The following is a 20,799-nucleotide window of genomic DNA, read 5'->3' as shown; positions in this document are numbered from 1 at the left end:
TTCTTCCCTCCGCACTAAAGGTAATCTCCACCTGTGACTTCCACCGCGAAAACGCCGTTCTACATCACCACCGCCATTACCTACCCCAATGGCGTACCGCACATCGGCCATGCCTACGAGTACATCGCCACGGACGCCATGGCGCGGTTCAAGCGCCTGGACGGCTACGACGTGATGTTCCTGACCGGCACCGACGAGCACGGGATGAAGATCGCCCAGACCGCGGAGAAGGAGGGCATCACGCCCAAGGAGCTGGTGGACCGCAACGCCGAGGTGTACAAGGCAGCCCACTCCGCCTTGGGGATCACCTACGACCGTTTCATCCGCACCACGGACGCGGACCACTACGCCGCGTCGCAGGCCATCTGGAAGAAGATGGAGGAGAACGGCGATATCTACCTCGACAAGTACGAGGGCTGGTATTCCGTCCGCGACGAGGCGTACTACGTCGAGGACGAGACCGTGGTGAAGGACGACGGCGTGCGCTACTCGAAAGAGACGGACACCGAGGTCACGTGGACGGCTGAGGAGAGCTACTTCTTCCGGTTGTCCTCCTACCAGGACCGGCTCCTGGCGCTCTACGAGGAACACCCCGAATTCGGTGCCCCGCAGTCCCGGTTCAACGAAGTGATCAGCTTCGTCAGGCGCGGGCTGGACGACCTCTCCATCAGCCGCACCACGTTCGACTGGGGCGTACCGGTCCCGGGCAATGACAAGCACGTCATGTACGTCTGGGTGGACGCCCTGACCAACTACCTGACCGGCGTCGGCTACCCGGACATTGAGTCGGAGTCCTTCCGGAAGTTCTGGCCGGCGGACGTGCACGTGATCGGCAAGGACATCTCCCGCTTCCACGCCATCTACTGGCCCGCGTTCCTGATGAGCGCCGGCCTGGAAATGCCCAAGCGCGTGATGATCCACGGTTTCCTGCACAACGCCGGCGTCAAGATGTCCAAGTCCCTGGGCAACGTGGTGGCTCCTGCCGACTTCGTGGAGCAGTACGGCCTGGACCAGGTCCGTTACTTCTTCCTCCGGGAGGTGCCCTTCGGCGCCGACGGCAGCTACCACCATGACGCCATTGTCGGCCGCATGAACGCGGACCTGGCCAACAACTTCGGCAACCTGGCGCAGCGGTCGCTGTCCATGGTGGCCAAGAACTGTGAAGGCCAGGTTCCCACGCCGGGAGCCTTCTCCGCCGCGGACGAGGCGCTGCTGGCCCAGGCCAACGGGCTCCTTGACGCCGCCCGCGCGGCCTTCGAAAAGCAGGAGTTCAGCCGCGCCCTCGAGGCCATCTGGACCGTCCTGGGAGACACCAACGCCTACTTTGCCGAGCAGGCCCCCTGGGTGCTGCGGAAGACCGACGTCGAACGCATGAACACCGTCCTGTACGTCACGCTCGAGGTCCTGCGGATCGTCGCCATCCTGGTCCAGCCGGTCATGCCCGGCGCAACGGGTGCCGTCCTGGACGCCCTGGGCCAGCCGGAAGGCGACGCCCGCCAGTTCGCCGCCTTGGCCACGCCGATCGTCTCCGGCACGGCGCTGCCGGCACCAACCCCGGTGTTCCCGAAGTACGAGGAACCCGCGGAAGCCTAAGGCAAACAAGCAAAAGCCGGGCGGCGGCAGAGAAATCTGCCGCCACCCGGCTTTGCTGTTTAAGGGGTTAAGTCGTTGCGAGTCCTTCCACCGGGGACAGCCGTGCGGCACGCCGGGCCGGAACCACGGAGGCCAACAGGCCCGCCATGACTGCCACGCCCAGCACTGCGAGGAGCTGCAGCCACGGGATCGACGGCGCCACGGTGGCCACGCTGCCCAGGGCGGACATCGCGCCCAGCCAGCCGTACATGCTGCCCAGCGCCGCTCCGATCAAGGCGGCAACACCGGCCACCAGGACGGCTTCCAGTGCCAGCATGGTGCGCAGCTGTCCACGTGTCAGGCCCAGTGCACGCAGCAGCGAGTTTTCCCGCGTCCGTTCCAGGACCGACAGGGACAATGTGTTCGCCACGCCGATCAGCGCGATCACCACGGCCACCGCGAGCAGTGCGGTGACCACCAGCAGCAGGACGTCAATGATCTCGTTGAAGGTGACCCGTTCCAGGGCGGCACCGCCGACAGCGCTTTCCGGCACGCCCAGGGCCTGGGCCACGGACGACTGGATCTCCCTGATGTCGTCGCCGGACAGCTTTTTGTCCGATTCCCCGAGGCCGATCCAGAGTGCGTCGCCGGCACCCGTCGTGGTGCCGTCCAGCAGCGGCTGCGCTGTCTCCATGCTGATAAACGGCGGCAGGCCACGGGCTTCGAGGACGACGGCGTCAAGGTCCAGTGACGCTGTGCCTCCGGTTACCGTGGCTGGGCCGGAGGCGGAATCTTCCGGAAGGTAGATTTTGCCGGGTTCAACTGCCAGGGACTGGTCCCGCAGCAGTGCGGCAGCGTTGGCTGCGGGAATCGCGTAGACCGGCGTGCTGGCGCCATCCACGTCGAGCTGACCCACGATCGGCAGCAGTTCCGCTTCGGAGACGCCGGAGATGGCACGGACAGCGTCGCGCTGCGCCGTCGTCAGCCCCGAAGTGGCGGGCTCTGCGCCTTCCGGCGGGACCGGGGAGGGCAGCGTGACTGCGAGGTCCACCGGATAGTTCTTGGCCAGCATCTGGTCAAAAGCGGTCCGTGAGGAAGCCGCGCCGGTCATCATCAGCGTCACCAGGGTGACGCCGATCAGCAGCGCGGCAGCGGTCACGGAGGTCCGCCCGGGGTTGCGGACGGAGTTCAGTGCGGCGAGCCGGCCGGGAACTCCGGCCGGGGCCGCCAGTCTACCCACCAGGGAAACCAGCCGTGGAACAAACAGGGTGGAGCACATCAGGACGCCCAGGAAGGACAGCAGGCCGCCGCCGAACCCAATCACCAGCTGGCCCTGGACCGCACCGATCACCAGGAGCGGTACGCCCACAATCAGGGCCACAAGCCCCAGGACCAGGCGCAGCTTTCCCTTGGTGTTGGCCAGCGAGGCGTCGTCTGCCGGCCGGAGTGCGGCCAGGGGGGCCACGGCAGTTGCCGCCCGGGCAGGGACATAGGCTGCAGCCACCGTCAGCAGGACGCCCGCCAGGAGGCCGGCAATGATGGCCGACGGCGGGACGGCCAGGGTGGCGAACTGCCGGTCCGGCTGAGAGGCGGCCCAGGAGACAAGCCCGGCCATGAGCCCTGTTCCGGCAAGCACGCCCAGCACGGAGGAGACGAAGCCGACTACCAGGGCTTCGGCCAGGACGGAGTTCCGTACCTGGTTCCGGCCGGCGCCGAGGCATCGGAGCAGGGCAAGCTCCCGCGTCCGCTGGGCCACGAGGACGGCGAAAGTGTTGCTGACAACCAGTCCGGAGACCACCAATGCGACTGCTGCGAAGGCGAGCAGAATGCCTGTCAGTTGGTCCTGGCCGCCGGTCATGGAAGCCACCTGGTAGGTGACCTGCTCGTCGCCGGTCCTGACGGTGGCGCCGGACTGCCCGGTGGCGCCCATGGAAGAAGTGATTGCCTCCTTGAGCTGGCCGGCATCAGTGCCCGGGAGTGCCGTGAGCTGGATGCTGTCCAGCGAAGTTTCACCTGCCGCGAGCGTCCCCACGGTGGGGGACAGCGCCAGAAGCTGGGGCAGCGCCGCACTGAACGGATCGGCGCTGGGCCGGAGCAATCCCGTGACTTGTAAGGAGAGGGTGGTTGGACCGTCCATGGCCTGGAGCGCCAGGGTATCGCCGGTCTTGATCCCCAGCCGTTGCGCCGTGGTGGCGTCGATGGCGATGTCCGACGGCGTACCCGGGTAGGTGCCTTCGGTCAGGACAGCGGACTCAAGGCTCTCCGGGGCAAGGTTGCGGACCAGTCCCACCACTTCCTCACCCCTGGCGGTGAAGGAGGCGGGAATGCGCTGGCTGCCGTAGGTGGAGCCCACGCCTGCCGTGCCGGTTACGGCATCCAGCGCACTCTGGTCCAGGCCATCGCCGTTGGGAACAACAACGAGGTCAGCCTTTTTGTAGGCCTCGCCCAGGCTGGCGCCCAGCGAGGCGCTGGTGCTGGCGTTGACCATCAAGGTGGTGGACAGGAAGGCCACCGCCAGCATGACGGCGAGCCCAACGGCTACGAACCGCCTGCTGTGCGCGGTGAACTGTGAAAGAGCGACGCGAAGCACGGCTACGCCCCCAGCTTGCCGAGGGCGGTCAGGACTGAGGCTGCGGTGGGTTCCAGGACTTCGCCCACCAGCTTTCCGTCGCTCATCAGGACCACGCGGTCCGCGTAGCTGGCGGCAACGGGATCGTGGGTCACCATGATGATGGTCTGGCCCAGTTCCTTGCTGCTGCGGCGGAGCAGGGAAAGTACTTCGCCGCCTACCGTCGAGTCCAGGTTTCCGGTGGGTTCGTCACCGAAAATGACGTCCGGGCGGGTCAGCAGGGCACGGGCCACGGCTACCCTTTGCTGCTGGCCGCCGGACAGTTCGTGCGGGCGGTGCTTGAGGCGGTCCTGCAGACCCAGGGTGGTGACCACGTAGTCCAGCCATTCAGTGTCTGTACGGCTGCCGGCCAGCGCCAAGGGCAGGGTGATGTTCTGTTCCGCGGTGAGGGTGGGGACCAGGTTGAACGCCTGGAACACAAAGCCGATGCGTTCACGCCGCAGTGCCGTGAGTTCCTTGTCCTTAAGGGCGGTGATGTCTGTTCCGCCTACCAGGATGTTGCCTGAATCTGCGGTGTCCAGGCCGGCGAGGCAGTGCATGAGGGTGGACTTGCCGGAGCCGGACGGGCCCATGATGGCCGTGAAGCGGCCTGCATCGAAGTTGACGGAAACGTCGCGGAGGGCGGTGACCCTGGTTTCGTTGCGGCCGTAGGTCTTGGAAACGGAAATTGCCTGGACGGCCGGTGCCGGTGACGCCGCGGCAGTGGCGGCGGGGGACTGTTGGATATTCGCGGAAGTGGTCATGGCTCCACGCTATGCAGCCCCGCCCGCTGGGGAATCGTGCCGGGGGTCTGCTTTCGGCGCCGCAGCCTCATACCGGAGTCTGAGAGCCCGCTATGAGGCTGTCAGACCACCGGCGTGCGGAACGTCAGGATCCGGGTGTGACAACCCCGGTCTCGTAGGCCATGACCACAACCTGTACCCGGTCCCGCGCTTCGAGTTTCGCCAGGATGTGGCCCACGTGCGTCTTCACGGTTGCTTCGGAGAGGAACAGCCCCGCCGCGATCTCCGGATTGGACTGCCCCAGCGCAATGAGCTCAAAGACCTCGCGCTCGCGGGCTGTCAGGCGTTCGACGGCGGCATGGTGCTCGGGACGCTGGGAACCCTGGGTGCGGAGCAGGGGAGCGACGTGGTCCAGCAGCCGCCGGGTGGTTGACGGAGCGATGACGGCATCCCCGCGGTGGACGGTGCGGATGGCGTCCAGGAGCTCTTCGGGGCGTCCTTGAGCAGGAAGCCGCTGGCTCCGGCCTGGATGGCGGCCAGCGCGTATTCGTCCAGGTCAAAGGTGGTCAGGACCACCACTTTCAGTTCGCTGCGCCGGGAGCCTGGGGGCGCGGCGGCCACCTGCTCCATCAGCTGCCGGGTGGCCTCGATGCCGTCCATTCCGGGCATCCGCACATCCATCAGCACGACGTCGGCGGTGGTGCCGGCGAGGGCCTGGACTGCTTCGATTCCGTTACCGGCTTCCACTACTACCGTGAGGTCCGGCTGCGAGTTGATCAGCATGCCGAATCCGGAGCGCACCAGTTGCTGGTCATCCACCAGGGCCACCCGGATCTGTTCCGGCGCGGGGGTGGTGGCGGAGGTTGCTGAAAGGGACATCGTCAGGCTTCCGTGTAAGGGATGAAGGCAGAGACGTGGAAGCCTCCGCCGGGCGCCGGTCCGGCGGCCAGTGTTCCATCGTAGAGTGTCACGCGCTCCGCCATCCCGCGCAGCCCGTTGCCCGGCGATTCCGGAGCGTCGGCAGCTGCCCCGCGTCCGTCGTCGTGAATTTCCAGTTCCAGCCCCCGGGCCGTCCAGGTCAGCGAGGCGCGCGCCTCGGCGTCGGGTCCGGCGTGCTTGAGGACATTGGTCAGCCCCTCCTGGAAAACGCGGTAGGCGGTGAGTTCCGCTCCGGCGGGCAAGGTGCGGCGGGGCTGCCCCTGCTTGCTGAAGCGCAGCCGCAGTCCGGTGGCCCGCAGTCCCAGGAACAGTTCGTCGAGGTCGTCCAGCCCGGGCAGCGGCCTGGTAGTGGCGGGATCGTCGCTGCGCAGGACTCCCAGCAGGCGGCGCATCTCGGCGAGCGAGGTCCGGCCGGTGGCAGCGATAGTTGACAGCGCGCGGGTGGCGGCTTCGGGCTCGACGGCGGCTGCGTACCTCCCGCCGTCGGCCTGGGTGATGATGACGGAAAGGGAGTGGGCCACAATGTCGTGCATTTCACGGGCAATGTGCGCCCGTTCGTCAGCGGCTGCCAGCGAGCGTTCCTGCTGCTGCTCGGTTTCCAGGCGGCGGGCGCGGTCCGCGAGGGTCTGCAGCTGCAGCCGGCGGATGCGGGTCAGGTCGCCCAGGGTCCAGCTGAACAGCACCAGCATCCAGATGAGCACTGTGTAGACGGCACTGATGGTCATGCCCAGCACGCCAGTTTCGGCTGTGCCACTGAAGTTCCGGCTGGTGAGCATAACGCCGCCCACCAGCCCCAGGCCCAGGACCGTGCGGCTGGCCCACGCGGGGCCGTACGCGGCCACGGCGTAGATGATGATGGGAACGGCCACCAGCCCGGCCAGGGGTTCCAGGCCGAGGGACCACTGCACCAGGCACGCCAGCACAATCACGGCTGCGGCACGCACAGGTTCTGTCCTTCGCCAGGCCAGCGGAACCACCATGGCGGTGGAGAGCAGGAAGTAGCCCGGCCGGTCGGCGATGAGGTACACCGGCCCCGTCAGCAGGAACACCGCCACCATGATGGTGATGTCCACCTTGAAGGTGTTGTCCCGGAGCCAGTTGTATATCTTGTGTCGTCTATCCACCATGGAACTCTATTCTGCGGGCGGTCAGGGGCGCCTCATGCCACGGTCTGATCTTCGGGGTGATCGAATACTGAGACGGATTGCCCAGCATGTGGATGGGCTTACTACCCTTGATTCCATGAGCGCACCCACGATCAACCTGGCAGTCATTCCCGGCGACGGCATTGGCCCGGAGGTCATCGCCGAAGCATTGAAGGTCCTGGGCAAGGCAGCGGCAGCCGAGGGCATCGCCGTCGAGCCCACGCACTACAAGCTCGGTGCCGAGCATTGGCTGGAAAGCGGCGAAACGCTCCCCGATGAGGTCCTTGCGGACCTGCGCACCCGGGACGCCATCCTCTTTGGCGCTGTGGGCGCCGCGCCGGGCGACACACGGATTCCCTCCGGAATCATTGAACGCGAGATGCTCCTGAAGCTGCGGTTCAGCCTGGACCACTACGTCAACCTGCGGCCGTCACGGCTGTACGGTTCGGTGGGCAGCCCGCTGGCCAACCCCGGCACGATTGATTTTATTGTGGTGCGCGAAGGCACCGAGGGTCCCTACGTGGGCAACGGCGGCAGCCTGCGCACCGGAACCCCGCACGAGGTGGCCACCGAAGTGTCCCTGAACACCGCGCACGGAGTGGAGCGCGTAGTCCGTGACGCCTTCCGCCGGGCAGCGGCCCGTGAGCGCAAGCACGTGACGCTGGTCCACAAACACAACGTGCTGGTCTACGCAGGCCACTTGTGGAAGCGCACCGTCGAGGCAGTGGCTCCGGAATTCCCGGAGGTCACCCACGACTACCTGCACGTGGATGCGGCCACCATCTTTATGGTCACCAACCCGTCCCGCTTCGACGTCATCGTCACCGATAATCTCTTTGGCGACATCCTGACGGACCTGGCAGCTGCCGTCACCGGCGGCATTGGCTTGGCAGCGTCGGGCAACATCAACATGGACCGCACGGCGCCGTCCATGTTCGAACCGGTACACGGCTCTGCTCCGGATATTGCCGGGCAGCAGAAGGCGGACCCCACCGCGGCAATCCTCTCCGCGGCAATGCTCCTCGATCACCTCGGCTACACCACAGCCGCCCGGAAGATCGAGGCCGCAGTGGTTTCCGACGTCGAAAAGCGCGACGGCGGGAACCGCACCACCAGTGCCATCGGCGACGCCATCGCGGCGGCGCTGTAGCGCATCCCAGCAGGCGTAAGCTTGTGTCGAATCACCAAATGCTGCCGGCGGGGTTCAGCGTCGACACCCGGTAAACGGCAGCCGATTGTGGAGGAACCATGACTCAGACTGCCCACGGCGTCGAATTCACCCGGCAGCTTTCGGCCACCCCGAAATCTGCCGAAGAGCGTGCTGCCATCCTGGCGAACCCGGGATTTGGCGACTATTTCACCGACCACACCGCGATCGTCGATTACACCGTCGACGCCAACGGCAACGGCGGCTGGCACGATCCCCGGCTGGAGCCCTACGGGCCTATTGCCCTGGACCCCTCCGCAGCAGTCCTGCACTACGGCCAGGAAATCTTCGAAGGGCTGAAGGCCTACCGCCACGCAGACGGCTCCATCTGGACGTTCCGTGCGGAAGCCAACGCGGCCCGCCTGAATAACTCGGCGCGCAGGCTGGCCCTGCCGGAGCTGCCCGTGGAATACTTTCTCGGCGCGCTGCGTGAACTGGTCACTGCTGACAAGGATTGGGTTCCGGCCGGCGACGGCGAAGCCCTGTACCTGCGGCCGTTTATGATCGCCACCGAGGCGTTCCTGGGTGTTCGCGCTGCCCGCGAAGTCACTTTCCGCGTGATCGCGTCACCGGCCGGCAACTACTTCGGCGGCGAGCTGAAGCCTGTTTCCATCTGGATCTCCCGTGAATACGCCCGCGCCGGCCGCGGTGGAACAGGCGCAGCCAAGTGCGGCGGCAACTACGCAGCATCGCTGATCGCGCAGCAGGAGGCCGAGGCCAACGGCTGCAAGCAGGTGCTGTTCCTGGACCACTTCAACGACGATGCCGTTGAGGAACTGGGCGGCATGAACGTGTTCTTCGTCATGAAGGACGGCTCCCTGGCCACTCCGGCGCTGTCCGGCACCATCCTGGAAGGCATCACGCGCTCCTCGGTGATCCAGGTGGCCAAGGACATGGGCCGTGAGGTCTCCGAGCGCAAGATCACGCTGGATGAATGGCGCGACGGCGTGGCTTCGGGGGACATTGCCGAGGTCTTCGCCTGCGGTACTGCAGCCGTCATCACCCCCATCGGGGTGCTCAAGGACGCCACCGAGTTCATCGGTTCCGAGGATGCCACGGCGGGGGAGACCACCATGGCCATCCGCGAAAAGTTGCTGGGAATCCAGACGGGCGCCGTGGAGGACGTGCACGGCTGGTTGACGCGCCTCGCCTGATACCGAAATAACCTACGACGGCGGGTGGCCGGCGCTGCGGATCCGCGCAGCGTCCCGGCCACCCGCCGTCGTTAATTCATGGCTTTGCGTCCTTAGCGGCGCGCGGCCTTCCGGGCGGCATTCTTGAGGGCCTTGCGGGACACGGGCTTGAGCGCCTTCCGTGCCGCCTCGTCGGCGAGGGCGCGGTTGCGGCGGGCGTCAATGATGTCGTTCCAGAGTGATGTTGCGAAGGCGCCGCCCTCCTGCGCGTATATCTCGTACGGGTATCCGGTGAAGGCCGCGGGAGGTGTGCCGTGGGGGAGTTCGGAACCGGCAGCCCGTGCAACAGCGTCCGCGATGGCCCAGGTGTCGGTCAGGTGCGGGGTGAGGTTTTCCTGGACAAACACGTTTGCATCAGCGGAGCTGGCGGCACGTTCCAGCAGCTCAGCCAGCCGTTCGGCCAGGAGCCGGGACGCTGCCTCCTGGAGTGGGACGCCGGAGGCGGTGGCCGCTTCGAGGCGGGCTTCCTGCTCCGTGACGGCTTCGGTCCAGTCTGTGGTCTCGCGGAATTTCTGCCAGGTGGGGAACCAGACCACGGCGCCGGTTGCGTGGTTGTGGATGTGCTGCAGGCCGCTGTTCCTGTCGTTGACGGCGTGGTCGTGCCCTGCGGCATCAACGTCCGCCAGCAAGGTGGACAAGGTGGTGGGTGAATCGCTCATGGCTGTGCCGGATGCTTCCTGTAGGGCTGATGGGTCCATCTGCCACAACCTGCGCCGGGGCCTGAGATATTCCATGGCCGCCTTTACCCCGGAACTTCCTGTGGTGCGAAGATGGATCCGTGACTCCTGCCCATGACGCCCCGATCCGCCGCAGCTCGGCCCTGACGGAATACCTCCTCGCGCCCAACCCGGGCCCCATGAGCCTGGAGGGAACCAACTCCTACCTGGTGTCCGCCCCGGAACCTGCGGGCTTCGTCGTGGTTGATCCCGGTCCCTTGGACGAGGATCACCTGCAGGCGTTGGCGTCTGCCGGGAGCGTTGAACTCATCCTGATCACGCACCGCCATCACGACCACACCGAAGGAGCCGAACGCCTGTATCAGCTGACCGGTGCACCGGTGCGCGCCGCGGATCCCGTGCACTGCCACGGCGGGGGAGCCCTGCTGTTGGCGAATGAGCTGATCATGGCCGCGGGGGTCCGGATCCGGGTACTCGGTACGCCTGGGCATACTTCCGATTCGGTCTGCTTCTTCCTCCCGGACGACGGCCCGGCCGGCTCGGTCCTGACCGGTGACACCATCCTGGGCCGCGGGACAACTGTGCTGGACCACCCTGACGGCACGCTGCGGGACTACCTGGCCAGCCTCGATTTACTGGAGTCCTTGGGTTCCGCGACGGTGCTGCCGGCACACGGTCCGGCGCCTGCCGCTGCCGATATCCGCACGGTAGTCCGCGCCTACCGCAACCACCGGCTGGAGCGCCTGGAACAGGTCCGCACGGCGCTGGCGGGACTAGGCCGGGACGCATCTGTGGCGGAGGTCGCGGCGGTGGTGTATTACGACGTCGACCCTTCCGTCCGGAGGGCAGCGGAACTGTCTGTTGCGGCACAGCTGGATTACCTCCGAAGCTGAAGCTCCGGCCGGGACAGTAGGCCGTCCGGGCTATGGCCAGAGAGATTTGGGCAGGAGAGTTGTCCGTTCGATAGGGAGGAGCCCATCGTCGAGTTCGCGAAGTCGCCGGTAGATGGTGCGAAGTTCGCCCTTCGCTGTCACATGTTTTTCTGTCACGGCTTTTTCGAGGACGGTGACAGTGTTGATGAGCTTGAGGCTGCCCACGTCTCGTCCGTCCTCCCGCAGCATGGTGAGACGCCGTGCTTCGATGGTTGCGAGCCCCGAACCCGCTCCGTCATCGATGAGGACGGTAATGTCGTGTCCGGACTCGGCCATCACTACCGCATGGGCGATCACCATGGTTTCGCCCAGATCCCTGCTGTTTCTCATGCGCTGAGGCATTGGGATCTGGCTGATGCGGGTGACCGCTTTGTTGAGTTCAGGAACGTTGGCGTCCGAGAGGATCTCCAGCCACTTGGGGCCAAGCTTGCGCCAGACGGCCTCCGCCCTCTCGAAACGGCTGTCCTGTGAGGCTTTGCGCAGTACCTCATCGCGGACTGTCTCTGGCGCACACAACGGTCCAAGGATTTGCAGGAGCAGTCGCTCTTGATTGATGGAGAAGAAGTTTAAACCAGGACCGGCATCGATGATTGGTCGCGAGGTCATTCCCCGCTGCCCCTCGCGTCTTCCCACATGCCTTTAAGGTCCGCATCCAACTCGTCAAGGTCCACGCTGACTGTCGGCAGGGTTGAGGCATCCGCCCACTCTGCGTCCACGGTTTTGGGCGTAATGCCGGCCTCGCCCAATTCGTTCGAAACGGTTTCCAGAGGAAGGTTGCGGAGGTTAGCGATGGCCTGAGCCGGAACCAACCCCTCCTCATAGGCGCGGACTGCGCGGGCTAGTAGCCGTTGCGGAGCCCGGGTTCGGTCAGAGTCGCTTTGCAGCGCCCTGTACTGGTCCATCCATCCAAACCGGGAAGCCAGCCGCGGTGCATAGATGCCCTTCCACGCAGTTTTGGTTCGGGCATCGATGTACCCGGCCTGTTCAAGGGCAATACCAGCGATTGCGGGAGACACAAGAAAGCGCTGTACAACAGAGGACAGCGCCGATTCGGAGTCGGCCCGGGACTCGCCGAGGAACGCTTTGAGTCCGTCCTGCGGGATAAGAAGGTGACGCGCGAAGGAGTCCGCCCGCATTTCTTCAGGGCGACGGCTGTCCCACGTGGTCCCGGCGTTCTCCCAGCCGTCTTCAAAAAGGACATGGGCAAGCTCATGAGCCAGCGAGCTCCGCTGCCGCATCGGGTTCGTGGTCTTGGCTACAGCAATGTAGTAGCCGGTCCGCCCCGGATCCTGCATGGTAATGCCGTGCTCGCCCTCTGGAGATTCCAGCACGGCGACGTCGATGCGGGTGGTCTGCTCGATGACTGCGGCGAGGTCTGAGAGAGGCTGGTTGCCCAAGTGGTGCTCCCGACGGAAAGCAGCAGCCCGTTCGCAACCTTCCTTCTCCGGGGCGATTGTTCGATGTGACACGGCTTAGACCTCCGCAGGTATGCCGAGGTCTGTCAGATGCTCGTCAAGCTCGAGGAATTCGATGAGCTTAGTGCGCATGCTCTCCATCGCTGAACCGTTGGTAGCGCGAGCAGCACAGAGCGCGCGCTCGGCAACAGTTCCATCGCCCGTGAGCCGGGCGACTGTCCACCCTGTAGCCCAGGAAATCGCTACGAGTTCGGGAAGCTTCGCATCCCTATCACCGGAAATAATCCGGGACAGTGTGGACTGGGAAATGTCAGTTACGTCAGCCAAAGCGCGTTGGCTCATCCCGGCCTCTTCCAGGGCGCGCTCGATGAGCCGGCCCGTAGGTTCCGTGTGCATTGCCCCCACCTCAAGTTGAATCAGTTCAGCTAAATATGATTCAAGTATAAGCCCGGTACCGACAAAACGTGAGGCAGCCTGTGACTTTATGCTTCGGGATTCCTTCCCCCGGCGGCTGTAGGAATGTCTACGGACGCCGGGACGGTAGGCTGGGAACCATGCGTATTGCCCGGTTTGTAGTCGATTCTGATCCCCTCTACGGAATTGTGGAAGGCCTGCCCGGCAGTGAGGAAATCACTGTCATCAACGGCGACCCCTTCTTCAACGGAGTGGAGCCCACCGCCGTCAGGCACAAGCTGGAGGACGTCCGTTTGCTGGCGCCGATCATTCCGCGCAGCAAGGTGATCGGGGTGGGCCGGAACTTTGCGGACCATGCCAAGGAGCTGGGCAACGAGGTCCCCGTCCAGCCGCTGCTGTTCCTGAAGCCCAACACGGCCGTGGTTGGGCCGAACGATCCCGTGGTGCTGCCGGACTTCTCCGAGGAGGTGTCCTTCGAAGCCGAACTCTGCGTAGTGATCGGCCGGATCTGCAAGGACGTTCCGGAAGACCGCGTGGATGATGTGGTGTTCGGTTACACCTGCGGCAACGATTTCACTGCCCGCGACGTCCAGAAGTCGGACCTGCAGTGGGCCCGCGCCAAGGGTTTTGACACCTCGGCACCCCTGGGCCCGTGGATCGAAACCGAGCTGGACACCGAGGACCTGCAGATCCAGGCGCGGCTGAACGGCGATCTGCGCCAGGACGGCAATACCAGCCAGATGATCCGCGGCGTCCGCGAGCTTGTGTCCATCGTTTCGCATGCCTTCACGCTGCTTCCCGGTGACGTCATCATGACAGGCACCCCGGCCGGCGTCGGCCTGGTGGAGGCCGGGGACCGCATTGAGGTTGAGATCGAAGGCATCGGCAGGCTCTCCAACCCGATCGTCCGCCGGTAGCCGGAGCCTCCCTTGCGACGGGTTCCTTCTGACCCCCGTTTGTGGTCCGCCAGCCGCACAGGTGCGGGCCGTCGTCGAACCGTCCGGTCCTTTGCGCTTTTTGCGCTCGGATCCTTGGGGACATTCCTGATGGCGGCCCGCGCCGTGATGTGGCTGGGCGGCCCCGTGTGGCTGGCCGTGGCCCTCGCCGGCGTTGGACTGGTGCTGGCGGCCTGGTACCTGGTGCGGATGCTGAAGCCCCGCCGGTAGGCCCTTCCCGCACGCGGTAAAGTTGGACTCACTATGACTACTGCTCCCGTGCCTGCTCCTGCCTCGATTCCCGCCGTCACCGCCGATACCCCGGTGCGTGTCCGTTTCTGCCCCTCGCCCACGGGCACGCCGCACGTCGGCCTGATCCGCACGGCGCTCTTCAACTGGGCCTACGCACGGCACACGGGCGGCAAGCTGGTATTCCGCATCGAGGACACGGACTCGGAACGGGACAGCGAGGAGAGCTACCACCAGCTGCTGGACGCGCTGAAGTGGCTGGGCATCACCTGGGACGAAGGCGTGGAGGTGGGTGGCCCGCACGAACCGTATCGCCAGTCGCAGCGCGGCGAACTGTACCAGGATGTCATCGCCAAATTGAAGGCCGGAGGCTACATCTACGAGTCGTTCTCAACCCCTGACGAGATCGAGGCACGGCACAAGGCGGCCGGGCGCGACCCCAAGCTGGGTTACGACGGCTTCGACCGCCACCTGACCGAGGAACAGCTCGCGCAGTTCAAGGCCGAGGGCCGGCAGGCTGTGCTCCGCCTCCGGATGCCGGATGAGGACCTGACGTTCAACGACCTGGTCCGCGGCGAGATCACCTTCAAGGCCGGTTCGGTTCCTGACTTCGCGGTGGTCCGCGCCAACGGCGCTCCGCTGTACACCCTGGTCAATCCGGTGGATGACGCGCTGATGGGCATCACGCACGTGCTGCGCGGGGAAGACCTGCTCAGCTCTACCCCGCGGCAGATCGCCCTGTACCGGGCGCTGTACGCGGTGGGGGTTGCCGAATACATGCCGGAGTTCGGGCACCTGCCCTATGTCATGGGACAGGGCAACAAGAAGCTCTCCAAGCGTGATCCGGAATCCAGCTTGTTCCTGCACCGGGAACGCGGCTTCATCCCCGAAGGCCTGCTCAACTACCTGTCCCTGCTGGGCTGGTCGCTGAGCGCCGATGAGGACATTTTCACGGTGGAGCAGCTGGTGGAGCACTTCGACATCCACGACGTCCTGGGCAACCCGGCACGCTTTGACCTGAAGAAGGCCGAGGCCATCAACGGCACCCACGTCCGCCTGCTGGCACCGGAAGACTTCCGGGAACGCCTGGTGCCGTACCTGCGTGCCGCGGACCTGGTGAGGGAGATCCTGACGGACCGGCAGGAAGAGATCCTGGCAGAGGCCGCACCGCTGGTCCAGGAACGCATCACGCTGCTGGGCGAGGCTCCGGAAATGCTGGCCTTCCTGTTCAAGGACGACGACGCGATCGACGTCGCCGATGACGCACGCAAGGGCCTGCCGGAGAACCTCACTGAGGTCCTGGACGCCGCGCTGGCCGCCCTGGAGCCGATCGCTGACTGGACTCCGGAAAACATCCAGCTCGCGCTGAAGGAGGCACTGGTGGAGGGCCTGGGCATCAAGCCGAGGCTTGCCTTTGGTCCGGTACGCACGGCCATTTCCGGACGCCGGATTTCGCCGCCGTTGTTTGAGTCCATGGTGATCCTGGGCAAGGAATCCTCGCTCCGCCGGCTCCGTAACTTCCGGGGCTGATCCGTCCCATGGAAGTACGCGCAGCCCGCAGTGTCCTGCATACGCGTTTTGGTGTGATCAACGGTGTCCTTTTCGACATCGATGACACCTTGGTTGACCTCGAATACTCCATGACCACGGCGTTGCGCGAAGTCAGCGAACACCTCCTGCCGGGCTTGGACCAGGCCGGTTGGGAGCGGTTCGGCAGGATCTTCACCCACGAGACCACCCACTTCTACGACCGCTACCTCGCCGGCGAACTGACGTTCAACGATCAGCGCCTGCTGCGCGGCCGGGCCGCCTTGGGGCATTTCGGAGTGGAACTCGCCGAAGGTGAGGAGTCGCATCAGTGGCTGACCGCGTACGGCCGGGTACAACCTGGTTACGTCCGGGCGTTTGAGGATGTACTGCCACTCCTTGACCTGCTTGATGCCGCCGGCATTCCCTACGGTGCCGTCAGCAACAACGTCCATGATTACCAGCGCGCAAAGCTCGACGGCGCCGGTCTGTCGCGAGTCGAGCATCTGGTCGGTACAGACACCGTAGGGGTGGCCAAGCCCGAGCCTGCCATCTACCTCGAAGGCGTCCGCCTCCTGGGGACCACCCCAGAGGAGACGCTCTTCGTGGGTGACAATAAACTCCTGGATGCTGAGGGTGCGACGGCGGCAGGCCTGGTGGGCGTGTGGCTCAACAGGGTGGGGGAGACCGCGGGCCACTATGGTGGCGCCGCGGTCAGCACGCTGGCGGAACTCCTGCCACCCGTCAGCTAGCCCACCCTCAGCCGCCGGGCCCGCCGCCGAAGCAGGAGGTAGCCGACGACGGCGCCTGTCACCAGCAGTGCCACCAGTACGAGGGCGATGACCGGGTCATCCAGCCAGGATGACGGCGAGACAGCTGCAACCTTGGTGTGAAGCTCCTTCGTGCCCGCGGCAATCTTTGCGTTGCCGTCCGCCAGTTTGAGCGCACCCGCGGCGAGCTTGCCGGAACCATCGTCCAATTTTCCGTTGCCGTCTGCGAGCTCCGCCGTTCCGGCCTGCAGTTTGCCGGTTCCGTCCGACAGTTTCACAGTGCCTTCGGAAAGCGTTTGGGTTCCCGCAAGTAGGCCAGGGTTGTTGGGGTCGCCATCTCCCTTAAGGCCCTGGGCCAGCTTGCTGGTCCCGGCCTGGAGGTTATTGGCGGCATAGATCAAACCGGGGCTGTCCGGGTTTCCGGGAACGCCGTCCATGCCGATACGGATCTTGGCCGTACCGGCGGCCAGCAGGTTGGTACCCATCACCACGCCCGGGTTCTGCGGATCCGTGCTGTTCAGCTTTTGTGCCAAGGTAGCGAATCCGGCGGTCAGCTGGCCTGCACCATCGTTCACCTGGCCTGCTCCGGTTGCCAAGGAGCCCGTGCCCGATTTGAGCTGGGCGGCACCATCGTTCAACTGTGTGGCCCCGACGTTGAGTTTCGCCGCTCCGGCCTCCAGTTGGCTGGCCCCTGCATAGGCCCGGCGTCCGCCGTCGGCCAGTTTGGCGATCTGATCCTTGATCAGTGCCAGTGGCACCATACCTTGGGGTCCGTTGGCTGCTGCCTCAAGCTGGTCCAATCCCTGGCTCAGCGCAGCAAGCCCTGCTCCTTTTGTAGGGTCATTGCCTGCCCCGGGGTATCCTTTCAGCTGCCCCGTTCCAGCCCAGAGCTGGCCGGTGCCCTCCTGCAATGCACCAGTACCAGCGTTGAGCTGCGTGGCACCGGCATCCAGTTGGGCTGCCCCGGCCGCAAGCTGTTGGGTGCCCGCTGCCAGCTGGCCGGCGCCGTCGGCAAGGTTGTTTGGAGCGTTTCCGGCCGCTGTGGGCGTCAGGGCGGCAGAGAGCTGGACGGCGCCCGCCTGAAGCTTTTGGGCACCGTCATCCACCTGGTAGACGCCGGGGACGAGCTTATTGATCACATCGTTTTGCAGCTTGGTGGTCCCGGCGTGCAACTTGTCGGCGCCGGGCGTCAGCTGGTCACGGACGCCCGCGAACAACTGCCCTGCGCCGTCCTGGAGCTTGGCAGCGCCGGAGTGGAGCTGGCCGGTGCCGTCCTTGACTTGGTTCGCGCCCGCATGGGCAGCTCCGGCACCGTCCGCCAGCTGCCCGGATCCATCCCTCAGTTGCTCGGCACCGCTGGATGCCTGGCTGGCACCTTCCATCAGTTGGTTGGCGCCGCGGGAAATCTGGCCCGTCAGGTAGGTATAGAAGGCAAGAAAAAGAATAAGAAGAACTGACAAAACGATAATTGCCACTCGCTGGAAGCGGACTCGATTGGTCTTTGCTGTAGGAGTGGCGGCTCTTTGGGTTGTCAACACTGACGTTCCTAACTTTCCGGCTGGGCGACATTGCCCGCTGGAGTAAACCGTGCGTGGTCTGGAGTCCCTTGTCCTCGTGGGTCCCTAGGTCAGGGCGGGATAGGTTACTGGTTGGTAACTTACCGAGAGTAAACTAGGCCGGTGGAGTCACGCAAGAGCGGCAGCGTCGCGATATGCGGCACGGCCACGGCCGGGAGCGGGTTGTTCGATTTGTGCCGGCACCAAGTCTCAGGTAGAGTAATTTCTCGTGCTGAGGCGCTCAGAGCGCGGGTTTACACCCGCAGATGAGGCCCGGTAATACCATTGGGATATGGTGTAATTGGCAACACTACGGTTTCTGGTACCGTCATTCTAGGTTCGAGTCCTGGTATCCCAGCTCTGCATGTTCCGCCTGTAGCCAGGTGGGAAGCAGCCGTTTCAAGCGGTCCACCGATTTGAAACGCGGGCCATGGTTGTGAAACAATCACTGAGCCTGATTGGCGGAAGCTAATCAAGATGCAGTACCAGCTACACCAGTACAAGGCCCCATCGTATAGCGGCCTAGTACGCTGCCCTCTCACGGCGGTAACGCGGGTTCGAATCCCGCTGGGGTCACCAATGAAAAGGTCCCGAACTTCGGTTCGGGGCCTTTTCTGTTTCCCTGGTTGGTGCATCTGCGTCTTGCCCACTTCGACTGCGCTGGGGGACATGATGTCGGGATGAAGCACGCACTGCCGCACTCCGACGCGCTCGGTGGATGCCGTCTCAGATTGTTCGCCTTCCAGGTGTCGTACTTGTGGAGTTCGGCTGGAGTATCCGTGTGAAGATGACCCGCTGCATCTTGCGCTATCGTCCACCCTCGGTCTTGTCATGCCTGCCGGGGGATCACTTGGTCGCTATACAGATTGCATACGGCCTTTGCACTGCGCCTTGAACATAGCCTAGATGGTCGCTCAGCCGCGCCGCTGCGAACTAACTGCGCGGTCCGAGCGGGACGGCGCAGACACCACCCATGGGGTCAGAGCCACTTATGGGGACTGACAGAAGCAACCGCCGGGCCGCCGGGCAGTGCTACGACGCTGGCCGCCGCTAGTACTCAAGGGTATGGAATAAGCAGCCCACGAGTGACTAGAGGACCGTGCCCTAGGTCGTGTTGAGATCTGGCCTCCTCAGGCTCACTCTTTAGGCAGAAGGCCCACCAACGCGGAGAAGGTCGATTTGACTTGACAGGGATGGTAGGACGTAAGCTCTTCCTTGCCGACCATGGGGGCTGGCTTTTATGGGCTCTTCGCGGTTGGTGGGGAATTGAGTTCGTGTCGTTGAAGACAAGGGGGCCCGTGGCCCTGTTGGGATGAGTGTGTCTAGCATTCAACCTGGAACAGGACCACGAGCCCTTGAACGAGCCTACCGGGGTCGCAGCCGACGCTGCCACCATCCTCTTCAACCTGCCCGACTACCACGTAGTCTCCACCACCGTCACTGCCGGCTGTCGGCAGGTCATCGTTGAAACCGACCAGCCGCCGGGGTGCCCCAGCTGCGGAGTCATCTCCTCCCGGCGGAAGGAACGGCGCTTTCAGCGACTGAGGGACATTCCGGTTGCCGGGCCGGTGGAGGTGCTCTGGTCCAAGTACCGCTGGTATTGCCAAGAAGTGGCCTGCGACCGGCTGTCGTTCTTTGAATCCACCCCTCAGGTCCCGCGCCGGGCCCGCTCCACCGGCCGGCTCCGGGACCAGCTCGTGGACGCGGTCATCCGCTCCGGCAGGGCCGTGTCGGACACGGCTGCCGGCTTCGCCGTTTCCTGGTGGATGGTCCGGGCGGCACTGAATGAGGCCTGCCTGCTCAGGCTGCCGGACGTGGACAAACTCAGCCCCCGGATGCTGGGCATCGATGAACACCGGTTCCGGTCCGTGCGCTACTTCCAGGACCCCGCCACGAAGGCGTGGACACGGTTCGAACCCTGGATGACAACGATCGTTGACCTGGACACCGGCCAGGTCCTTGGCGTGGTCGACGGCCGGGACCACAAGGGCGTCGGGGACTGGCTGTTCGTCCGTCCCCTGGAGTGGCGCCTGGGAGTGCAGGTCGTCGCGATCGACCCGTCGGCGGCGTTCCGGAAAGCGCTGCGGATGTGGCTTCCCCGCACCGCCGTCGCGGTCGATCACTTCCACCTGATCTCGCTGGCCAACCAGGCAATGACCGAGACCCGGCAGAACCTCTCCCAGCAGGTCAAGGGCCGCCGCGGCAGGGCCGTCGACAAGGCCTGGGCGCACCGCATGCTCCTCCTTCGCGGCGGCGACACGCTCAGCTGCAGGGCCGCCCTCAAGCTGGAAGACGTGTTCGCCGCCGACGATCCGACCGGCACCCTCCAAGCCGTATGGAAAGTCAAGGAACAACTCAGGGCCCTGCTGCGCACCGGCTCCCTGGAGGACGCCGCCACAGCGAAAGAACACCTGGAGGAACTGGTCAAAGCTGCCGCACGGCCGGAAACAAACAGGCTCTACCGCACCGTCTGCCGCTGGTGGCAGGAGATCGAAGTACTCATCATCACCGGCGCCACGACAGGCAAGGTCGAGGCCAACAACACCGCCATAAAAAACATCAAACGCACCGCCCGCGGGTATCGCAACCCAAGCAACTACAAATCGGTTATTCTCTTGAGAAGTGCCGTCCGGACGGCGGCATGACGCTTATCTCAGGGATGCATTTCCCCACGAACCGCGAAGAGCCCTTTTATGGGGAGATTCATGTCAGAACTGCCGGAGGCGAAGACTTATCTGGAACTGCGGGATGAGGTTGCTCGTGCACTTCACGGGAAGCACTATCTTGGCATCGGAGCGGTAGCCATGGAACAGATCGACAATATGGGCGGCGCCTACGAGTTGTATCTCTGGCTCCAGCGGCGGAAGAACGCCGACAATATGAATAATTGAGAATCGCAAGGGAGCCATTGCCCTGC

At 64.7% G+C, this 20,799-nt stretch carries 18 protein-coding genes, 2 tRNA genes and 1 pseudogene; 12 read left to right on the top strand and 9 right to left on the bottom strand.

Features of this window, described 5'->3' with window-relative positions; all coding sequences use genetic code 11:
- Window positions 1–33: 33 nt before the first annotated feature.
- Complete coding sequence (gene metG, locus ACPJW8_RS11775) at window positions 34–1,593, top strand: methionine--tRNA ligase (RefSeq protein WP_330194115.1); 1,560 nt, start codon at window positions 34–36, stop codon at window positions 1,591–1,593.
- 67 nt (window positions 1,594–1,660) lie between these two features.
- On the opposite strand, the gene ACPJW8_RS11770 is transcribed toward metG, so the two are convergent.
- The 4 genes and pseudogenes from ACPJW8_RS11770 to ACPJW8_RS11755 all read right to left on the bottom strand — a co-directional run bounded on the left by ACPJW8_RS11770 (window position 1,661) and on the right by ACPJW8_RS11755 (window position 6,986).
- Window positions 1,661–4,162, bottom strand: coding sequence for an ABC transporter permease (locus ACPJW8_RS11770; RefSeq protein WP_330194116.1), 2,502 nt, complete (start codon window positions 4,160–4,162; stop codon window positions 1,661–1,663).
- 2 nt (window positions 4,163–4,164) lie between these two features.
- The gene (locus ACPJW8_RS11765) at window positions 4,165–4,944 is read right to left on the bottom strand and encodes an ABC transporter ATP-binding protein (RefSeq protein WP_330194117.1); all 780 of its coding nucleotides are present in this window, start codon (window positions 4,942–4,944) and stop codon (window positions 4,165–4,167) included.
- A 124-nt stretch (window positions 4,945–5,068) separates the two neighbouring features.
- Window positions 5,069–5,802: pseudogene (locus ACPJW8_RS11760) on the bottom strand (response regulator).
- 2 nt (window positions 5,803–5,804) lie between these two features.
- Window positions 5,805–6,986, bottom strand: coding sequence for a sensor histidine kinase (locus ACPJW8_RS11755; RefSeq protein ID WP_330194133.1), 1,182 nt, complete (start codon window positions 6,984–6,986; stop codon window positions 5,805–5,807).
- Window positions 6,987–7,104: 118 nt separating this feature from the next.
- Here ACPJW8_RS11755 and ACPJW8_RS11750 point away from each other — a divergent pair, with 118 nt between their 5' ends.
- Both ACPJW8_RS11750 and ACPJW8_RS11745 read left to right on the top strand, forming a co-directional pair.
- Window positions 7,105–8,157, top strand: coding sequence for a 3-isopropylmalate dehydrogenase (locus tag ACPJW8_RS11750; RefSeq protein ID WP_330194118.1), 1,053 nt, complete (start codon window positions 7,105–7,107; stop codon window positions 8,155–8,157).
- A gap of 98 nt (window positions 8,158–8,255) precedes the next feature.
- A complete protein-coding gene (locus tag ACPJW8_RS11745; RefSeq protein WP_330194119.1) occupies window positions 8,256–9,368 on the top strand; it encodes a branched-chain amino acid aminotransferase in 1,113 nt (370 codons plus the stop codon).
- A gap of 92 nt (window positions 9,369–9,460) precedes the next feature.
- On the opposite strand, the gene ACPJW8_RS11740 is transcribed toward ACPJW8_RS11745, so the two are convergent.
- Complete coding sequence (locus ACPJW8_RS11740; protein ID WP_330194120.1) at window positions 9,461–10,066, bottom strand: hypothetical protein; 606 nt, start codon at window positions 10,064–10,066, stop codon at window positions 9,461–9,463.
- A gap of 119 nt (window positions 10,067–10,185) precedes the next feature.
- On the opposite strand from ACPJW8_RS11740, the gene ACPJW8_RS11735 reads away from it, so the two are divergent.
- Window positions 10,186–10,977 (top strand): MBL fold metallo-hydrolase, encoded by a 792-nt coding sequence (locus ACPJW8_RS11735; protein WP_330194122.1) that lies wholly within the window; start codon window positions 10,186–10,188, stop codon window positions 10,975–10,977.
- Between the two features lie 30 nt (window positions 10,978–11,007).
- On the opposite strand, the gene ACPJW8_RS11730 is transcribed toward ACPJW8_RS11735, so the two are convergent.
- The 3 genes from ACPJW8_RS11730 to ACPJW8_RS11720 all read right to left on the bottom strand — a co-directional run bounded on the left by ACPJW8_RS11730 (window position 11,008) and on the right by ACPJW8_RS11720 (window position 12,827).
- Window positions 11,008–11,622, bottom strand: a complete 615-nt coding sequence (locus tag ACPJW8_RS11730) for a hypothetical protein (RefSeq protein WP_330194123.1) — start codon at window positions 11,620–11,622, stop codon at window positions 11,008–11,010.
- Window positions 11,619–12,413 carry an ImmA/IrrE family metallo-endopeptidase gene (locus tag ACPJW8_RS11725; protein ID WP_425256339.1) on the bottom strand — a complete coding sequence of 265 codons (795 nt, stop codon included), beginning with the start codon at window positions 12,411–12,413 and terminating at the stop codon, window positions 11,619–11,621. The genes ACPJW8_RS11730 and ACPJW8_RS11725 overlap by 4 nt, the downstream gene beginning before the upstream one ends.
- Before the next feature lie 75 nt (window positions 12,414–12,488).
- Window positions 12,489–12,827, bottom strand: a complete 339-nt coding sequence (locus ACPJW8_RS11720) for a helix-turn-helix transcriptional regulator (protein WP_330194126.1) — start codon at window positions 12,825–12,827, stop codon at window positions 12,489–12,491.
- A gap of 158 nt (window positions 12,828–12,985) precedes the next feature.
- On the opposite strand from ACPJW8_RS11720, the gene ACPJW8_RS11715 reads away from it, so the two are divergent.
- The 4 genes from ACPJW8_RS11715 to ACPJW8_RS11700 all read left to right on the top strand — a co-directional run bounded on the left by ACPJW8_RS11715 (window position 12,986) and on the right by ACPJW8_RS11700 (window position 16,308).
- Window positions 12,986–13,762: a fumarylacetoacetate hydrolase family protein gene (locus ACPJW8_RS11715; protein ID WP_330194128.1), complete on the top strand. Its 777-nt coding sequence runs from the start codon at window positions 12,986–12,988 to the stop codon at window positions 13,760–13,762.
- Window positions 13,763–13,876: 114 nt separating this feature from the next.
- Window positions 13,877–14,011, top strand: a complete 135-nt coding sequence (locus tag ACPJW8_RS11710) for a hypothetical protein (RefSeq protein WP_425256338.1) — start codon at window positions 13,877–13,879, stop codon at window positions 14,009–14,011.
- A gap of 33 nt (window positions 14,012–14,044) precedes the next feature.
- A complete protein-coding gene (gltX, locus tag ACPJW8_RS11705) occupies window positions 14,045–15,559 on the top strand; it encodes a glutamate--tRNA ligase (protein ID WP_330194129.1) in 1,515 nt (504 codons plus the stop codon).
- Between the two features lie 8 nt (window positions 15,560–15,567).
- Window positions 15,568–16,308, top strand: a complete 741-nt coding sequence (locus ACPJW8_RS11700) for an HAD family hydrolase (RefSeq protein WP_330194130.1) — start codon at window positions 15,568–15,570, stop codon at window positions 16,306–16,308.
- Here ACPJW8_RS11700 and ACPJW8_RS11695 read toward each other — a convergent pair.
- Window positions 16,305–17,801, bottom strand: coding sequence for a hypothetical protein (locus ACPJW8_RS11695; protein WP_330194131.1), 1,497 nt, complete (start codon window positions 17,799–17,801; stop codon window positions 16,305–16,307). The two genes, ACPJW8_RS11700 and ACPJW8_RS11695, sit on opposite strands and share 4 nt — an antisense overlap.
- Window positions 17,802–18,168: 367 nt before the next feature.
- Here ACPJW8_RS11695 and ACPJW8_RS11690 point away from each other — a divergent pair.
- From ACPJW8_RS11690 to ACPJW8_RS11675, 4 genes are all read left to right on the top strand, one after another.
- Window positions 18,169–18,240 (top strand) — tRNA-Gln (locus ACPJW8_RS11690).
- Window positions 18,241–18,385: 145 nt separating this feature from the next.
- Window positions 18,386–18,461: transfer RNA gene (locus ACPJW8_RS11685), tRNA-Glu, on the top strand.
- A gap of 737 nt (window positions 18,462–19,198) precedes the next feature.
- Complete coding sequence (locus ACPJW8_RS11680) at window positions 19,199–20,527, top strand: ISL3 family transposase (protein ID WP_330194132.1); 1,329 nt, start codon at window positions 19,199–19,201, stop codon at window positions 20,525–20,527.
- 60 nt (window positions 20,528–20,587) lie between these two features.
- Window positions 20,588–20,773 (top strand): hypothetical protein, encoded by a 186-nt coding sequence (locus ACPJW8_RS11675; protein ID WP_330194497.1) that lies wholly within the window; start codon window positions 20,588–20,590, stop codon window positions 20,771–20,773.
- Window positions 20,774–20,799 lie beyond the last annotated feature (26 nt).

This window comes from Pseudarthrobacter sp. J47, assembly GCF_049810315.1.
GTDB lineage: Bacteria > Actinomycetota > Actinomycetes > Actinomycetales > Micrococcaceae > Arthrobacter.
Note: the sequence above shows the minus strand (reverse complement) of the source record. Positions and strands in the feature narration are given on the sequence as shown.

Excerpts from the sequence above, each read along its gene's own strand:
- ACPJW8_RS11715 (WP_330194128.1), top strand. The coding sequence starts at position 12,986 with ATGCGTATTGCCCGGTTTGTAGTCGATTCTGATCCCCTCTACGGAATT.
- ACPJW8_RS11730 (WP_330194123.1), bottom strand. The coding sequence starts at position 11,622 with ATGACCTCGCGACCAATCATCGATGCCGGTCCTGGTTTAAACTTCTTC.
- ACPJW8_RS11740 (WP_330194120.1), bottom strand. The coding sequence starts at position 10,066 with ATGAGCGATTCACCCACCACCTTGTCCACCTTGCTGGCGGACGTTGAT.
- ACPJW8_RS11720 (WP_330194126.1), bottom strand. The coding sequence starts at position 12,827 with ATGCACACGGAACCTACGGGCCGGCTCATCGAGCGCGCCCTGGAAGAG.
- ACPJW8_RS11745 (WP_330194119.1), top strand. The coding sequence starts at position 8,256 with ATGACTCAGACTGCCCACGGCGTCGAATTCACCCGGCAGCTTTCGGCC.
- ACPJW8_RS11675 (WP_330194497.1), top strand. The coding sequence starts at position 20,588 with ATGTCAGAACTGCCGGAGGCGAAGACTTATCTGGAACTGCGGGATGAG.
- ACPJW8_RS11700 (WP_330194130.1), top strand. The coding sequence starts at position 15,568 with ATGGAAGTACGCGCAGCCCGCAGTGTCCTGCATACGCGTTTTGGTGTG.
- ACPJW8_RS11765 (WP_330194117.1), bottom strand. The coding sequence starts at position 4,944 with ATGACCACTTCCGCGAATATCCAACAGTCCCCCGCCGCCACTGCCGCG.
- gltX (WP_330194129.1), top strand. The coding sequence starts at position 14,045 with ATGACTACTGCTCCCGTGCCTGCTCCTGCCTCGATTCCCGCCGTCACC.
- ACPJW8_RS11750 (WP_330194118.1), top strand. The coding sequence starts at position 7,105 with ATGAGCGCACCCACGATCAACCTGGCAGTCATTCCCGGCGACGGCATT.